Raw genomic sequence first — 6,016 nt, 5'->3', positions numbered from 1 at the left:
ATCCTGCCGCCGTGGCGCCGGACGATCCGCTCCACCGTGGCCAGGCCGATGCCGAAGCCGCGAAACTCCTCGGCGCCGGGGAGGCGCTGGAAGGGAATAAAAAGCTTCTCCACGTCCTTCATATCGAAGCCGGCCCCGTTGTCGCGGACGAAACAGGCAGTTTCACCGTCGATCTCGATTACCCCGAACTCGATGACCGCCCCCTCCCGCATTGCGGTGTACTTCCAGGCATTGCCGAGGAGGTTGTCCAGGACCACCCGCAGCAGGTTTGCATCCCCGTCGACCACGACCCCGTCGGCGACCCGGAACGCGACCCGGCGCTGCGGCTCGGAGAGCTTCAACTCCCTGGCCACCTCAAGCGCCAGCGAGCTGAGTTCGACCTTCTCCCGTTTCGGTTCGACGCGGGCAAGGTGAGCAAACTGGAGCAGGGCTTCGATGAGCCGGTTCATGCGCAGAGTCCCCTCGTAGGCCATCCGAAGGTATCCCTTGCATTGTTCATCGAGCATGTCGCCGCACAGCGCCTGGATCGCCTGGCAGGTGCCGTTGATGGCCGTCAACGGGTTGCGCAGGTCGTGGGCCACCGTGTAGTTGAAGGCTTCCAACTCCCTGTTTGCTTCGGCCAGCTCCCTGGCCCGCACGGCCAGGTCGGTGTGCAGCCGCGCGATCTCCCTCTCCCTCTGCATGCGTTCGCTGATGTCGTTGAAGAGAATGGCGACGTGGTGTTTCTCCGGTTCGCTGACCCGGAAAGCGTAAACGTCAAAGTAGCGGCCCAGCGCCTCGGCCGGGTGCTGAAAACGCACCGACTCGCCGGTGATGGCGACGCGGCCGTAGATTTCGAACCAGTGTTCCTCGAGGGCCGGTGCGATCTCGCGAATGCGCCGCCCGGGGGCATTGGAGATACCCGTCTGCGCCTCGAAGGCGCCATTGACTTCGAGGAAACGGAAGTCCGCTGGCTTTTCGTTTTCGTCGAACAGCATCTCGATGACGCAGAAGCCTTCGTCAATGGACTCAAACAGGGTACGATAGCGCTCCTCACTCTCGTGCAGCGCCTCTTCCGCCCGCCTGCGGTCGGTGATGTCGAAAGCCACTCCGGCAATATAGGCCGGCTGACCATCAGGACCGGGCACGGCGAACTTGCTGACGATGGAGTGATGCTCGATTCCATCGGCCTGGCGGAGGGATTCCGTGGTTTGCAGACTGCCCCCACTGGTCAAAACCCGCTCATCGTTCTCACGAAACTGTCGGGCAGTTTCCGGCGGGAAGACCTCCTCGTCCCTCTTGCCATACAAAGCCGCCAGCGGTACGGAGAAAACGCGTTCGGCTTCCACGTTGGCGAATACGTACCGGCCTTGCAGGTCCTTCATCCAGGCTGCGGCGGGCAGGTGCCGCATAAAGGCTACAAAGCGCTGCTCGCTCTCCCGCAGGGCCTCTTCGGCCCGTTTGCGGTCGGTGATGTCCGTAAGCGAGCCAACGACAGCCACGGCTTTCCCGTTTTCGACGACCGGAGCTTCGTTGACCTCGACCCAGATCTTCCGCCCCTTTCTCCCGACACATTCGACCTGATATGTCGGCTGCCGCTGGCCGGTATCGATTGCCCGCTGGGTGGCCTCAATCGCGGCCTTGTTGATGGGATCGTCGGTGATGAAATCCGTCCACCGCACCAGCGCCGCCTCGGGCTCGCAGTCGAAAAACTGTCGCGATTGCGGGCTCATGTAAGTGAGGACATGGTCGGCGGTGTGCATGTAGAAGAGGTTCGTGCTGTGCTCGAAGATCATACGCAGTTTCCGCTCCGCTTCCCGTAGCGCTTCCTCCGCCTGTTTGTGTTCCGTGATGTCGTGCGTAACCTTTGAATAACCCCGCAGGTTCCCCTTTTCATCGCGCAGCACAGTCATGATCACGTCGGCCCAGAACCGGCTCCCGTCCTTGCGGAGCCGCCATCCCTGGTCTTCGATGCGCCCCTCCTCCGTGGCGCTTTTCAGAAGTTCTGCGGGCTTGCCAGCCTGCCGGTCCTCTTCGGAAAAAAAACAGGAGAAATGTCGGCCGATGATCTCCTCGTCCCGATACCCTTTCAGGCGCTCGGCCCCCGCATTCCAGTTCAGGACATTGCCCCGGGCATCCAGCATGAAAACCGCGTAGTCCTTCACGCACTCCACCTGAATGCGAAACAGCTCCTCCTTCTCCTGGAGGCGCGACTCGTACTCCTTGCGCAGGGTGATGTCGCTGACGAGGGCCAGAACGAAGACGCCGCTGGCGGTTTCGATGTAACTCAGGCTGATCTCCACGGGGAACTCGCCGCCGTCCTTGCGGCGGCCGTACAGGTCAAGGAGCTCCCCCATCCGCCTGATCTTGGGATCCTCAAAGTAACGGGCCTGATGCCCCTCGTGAATCTCTCGGAAACGCTCGGGGATGAGCAGGGCATGGGGCTTGCCGATCAACTCGGTCTTGGGATAGCCGAACATTCTCTCGGCAGCGGTATTGATCTGCAGAATGATCCCGGAGCTGTCGATGACAACGACCCCTTCGGCGAGCGCCTCCAGCAGGGTGTGCACCGTGAGATCTTCCTGGAATAGGCCGGCGGCAAAAGCGAGTTGCCGCTGGATTCGCAGGTCCTCTTCCAGGCGGGCCTTTTTCCGGCCGTTGTGGGATGCGGACATGGGTGTTCCCCCTCACCTGTTGCCGTTGATTGCGACAGCCGTCCGAGGCTTCGAACCCTCAGCGGTCTTGATTCATTCTACCCCAACGTGAAGTAGAATGTCGCTCCCTTGCCCGGCTTCCCTTCGGCCCATACCCGGCCGCCGTGGCGGCGGATGATCCGCTCTACCGTGGCCAGGCCGATGCCGGGCCCTGAAAATTTCTCCGTACCGGGAAGGCGATGGAAAGGGGCAAAAAGCTTGTCGGCACGCGTCATGTCAAACCCTTCCCCGTTGTCTCGCACGTAATAGGCCGACTCTCCCTCGACATCGGTCGCCCCGAATTCGATGACCGCTTCCTCGCACCTGCCCGTATGCTGCCAGGCATTCGTGAGCAGGTTCTCCAGGGTCGTCTGCAGCAGATCCCGGTCCCCGTTCGCCGCAACCCCTTCGGCCACCTGGAAGGTGACCCGCCGTTCGGGTTTCGTCGCCCGGAGCTTCTCCGTCGTCCCGCGGACCATGGCGGTCAGGTCGAGCGGTTCCCGCTGGAGCTTGATCCGCGTCGGCCTGAAGAAATCACGCATGATGCCTATGAGTTCTCCCAGGGACCTGGTCTTCTCGTAGATGCGTCTCGTATGAGCGCTGCACTGTTCGTCCTTCTTGCAGCAGGCCAGCTCCTTGATGGAATTGGCATGGGTGCCGATGGCCAGCAGGGATTTGAGCAGGTCGCCGGAGACCGCATAACTGAACGCCTCCAGGTCCCTGTTGACGTCTTCCAGGTCGGCGGCGCGGGCGGCCAGGGCTTCGCGGGCCGCGATCAGGTCGTTCTGCAGCTCGACGATGCGCCGGCCGGCGTTGAGGCGGACCTTCAGCTCGCTGGCCCTGGGCGGCTTGATGAGGTAATCGTCGGCGCCGGCCTCCATGCCGGCGACAAGATCTTCCTCCCGGCCCTGCGAAGTGAGAAGGAGTATATAGGTATAGGGCTCCGGCGCCTCTTGCCGGAGGCGGCGGCAGACCTCCACCCCCTCCAGCCCCGGCATCCGCCAGTCGAGAATGGCCAGCCGCGGCGCTTCGTCGCCCTGCAGCGCCTGCCAGGCTTCGTTGCCGTCCCGGGCGACGATCACCTCGTACCCCCAGTTGGCCAGTATCTCTTCCAGCAGGTGACGAAAAGTCGGGTCGTCTTCGGCAATCAGAACCTTCATGGGTGTTCCTCCGGTTATGCAAGCGGATGTGCTGCAGGGCCTCGCGGGGCTGCTGTTGCTACCAGTTTATCGGTTTGGAGGGTGGCTGCAAGCGAGAGGTGGCGAGCCCGGCGACTCCGCCATTTTTACCAGCGCGTTATGGTTGTCCTGAGACGGGGAGCCTGTAATCCGAGATTAAACCCTGATTTGCGATGTGGAAGGATCTACAAGGCGGCAACGGACTATTTTCAACGGCAGGTTCCGAAGACCCTTTTATTGGCGATTCTGTTCCGCGCTCTCCTGCCCCAGCACCGTCCTGGCCGCCGCGATCGCCTCCTGCGTACCGGTCAGGGCGAGGGCATCCCCCGCCCGTAGAGTTTCGCCAGCCGCCGGCGCAACCACATTCCCTCCTTCCCGCGTGATGGCCAGAACCGAAGCGCCGGTCAGCGCCCGCAGGTTCAGCTCGGCCAGGGTCTTGCCGACCGCCGGGGACGACGTCTCGAGCCGCACCGCGGTGAGGGCGCCGAGGCCGGGCAGGAGCTGTTCGACCTGTTTAAGATTGTCCTCCCGGGCCTCTCTTCCACGCCCCTGGGACTGACTGGCCAGAACGTCGACGATCACCTCCGCACCGGCCCGGACATGCCCCTGAAGGTTGGTTGCGCTGCGCCAGAAAGCCACCCCGAGCACACCGATGAATAGGAGGATCAGCACTCCACCCTGCGCTCCGGGGAGGAAGGGGCGAGTCAGGACCAGCAGAGGCGCCCCGACCATGATGACGATGACCAGCTCCAGGGTAACCGTAAAAAGCCGGCGGGGGGCAGCGGCGAAATCGACCCGGTTCTCGCCGCCGGCGGGGAGGACGACCTCGGCGAGGGTCAGGCCGAGCTTGCGCCCGACCCGGATCACCCCGAGGAAGAACGGGCCCGCCAGGATGACAGCCATACCGAGGAGCAGAGGAAAGGCCAGAGACTCCCGAATTCCCGCGTTATCCCGGGCAAAGGCGATGAGTTTGCCCCGGGAAGAGGTTATCCCGACGATGATCCCTGCGAAAAGCGCCGCATCGAGCAGAAGCCGGCGCAGAAGACTGCGGATGTAGGCCGTCGTGCTCGCCGCCCGGGGCGCGTTGCGCAGCCCCTCGACCCAGCTGCCATAGAGAACGGTGAAGGTCTGCAGCGGGCGGGGGAGCTTGCGGTCGACCCAACTGGCAGTCGGCCCCGAGGCGCGGATGAGCCAGGGGGTGGTCAGGGTGGTGATGGCGGAGACGACGATCGCCACCGGGTAGAGGAAGTCGCCCGTCGCGCCGAGAGTGAGTCCGAGGCCGGCGATGATGAAAGAGAACTCGCCGATCTGGGCCAGGCTCATGCCGGACTGGATCGAGGTACGCAGCCGGCTGCCGGTCAGGAAGGAACCGAGAGACACGCCGATGATCTTGCCGAACATGACCACGGCCGTCAGGACGAGAATCGCCGGCCAGTAGCGGACGATGAGTGCCGGGTCGATCAGCATCCCCACCGAAACGAAGAAGACCGCCGCGAAGATGTCGCGCACCGGTTCGACCAGATGCTCAATCTGCTTCTCTTCCCCCGACTCGGCGACCAGGGAACCGGCGATGAACGCCCCGAGGGCAACCGAGTAGCCGAACTTCTGGGCGAGCAGCGCCAGGGCGAAACAGAGCCCGACGCTGGCCACGACGGTCGTCTCCGGCCGGTTCAGGCGATTGACCAGTCGCACCGCCCGAGGAACGAGAAAGAGGCCGATGGCGACCAGCCCGACCAGGAAGGCAACGAGGCGGCCGACAGTCATGGCCAGAGGGCCGGCGGCGAGGCCGCTGCCGGTGGCGATGGCGGTGAGTGAAGCCATGAGCAGGATGGCGATCAGGTCCTCGACGATCAGCACCCCGACCACGATTTCCCGCAATTTCCCGGTGACCCGCTGCTCCTGAAAAGCCTTGGCCACGATGGTCGTACTGGAGATGGCGATGACCGCCCCCGTGAACAGGCTCTCCATGATGGACCATCCGAACAGCTGGGCGACGGTGAAACCGAGCCACATCATCAGGCTGGTCTCGACCACCGCCGTCAGGGCTGCCGTGGGGCCGACCTGGACCAGCTTTCGCAGACTGAACTCGAGACCGAGAGAGAACATCAGCAGGATCACGCCGATCTCGGAGAGGGTTCGCACGACGGAGCTGTCGGCAACCAGCGG

General features: G+C 63.5%; 3 protein-coding genes. All 3 read right to left on the bottom strand.

The window, feature by feature from the left end; all coding sequences use genetic code 11:
- Nucleotides 1–2,654, bottom strand: a 2,654-nt coding sequence (locus VD811_14180) for a PAS domain S-box protein (GenBank protein ID HXV22131.1), incomplete at its 3' end; no start/stop codon positions are given.
- 77 nt (nt 2,655–2,731) lie between these two features.
- A complete protein-coding gene (locus tag VD811_14175; protein HXV22130.1) occupies nt 2,732–3,832 on the bottom strand; it encodes a response regulator in 1,101 nt (366 codons plus the stop codon).
- Between the two features lie 252 nt (nt 3,833–4,084).
- The coding region (locus VD811_14170; GenBank protein HXV22129.1) for a cation:proton antiporter at nt 4,085–6,016 on the bottom strand (1,932 nt) is incomplete at its 5' end.

The sequence above is a fragment of the Desulfuromonadales bacterium genome, from assembly GCA_035620395.1.
Classification (GTDB): domain Bacteria; phylum Desulfobacterota; class Desulfuromonadia; order Desulfuromonadales; family DASPGW01; genus DASPGW01.
Note: the sequence above shows the minus strand (reverse complement) of the source record. Positions and strands in the feature narration are given on the sequence as shown.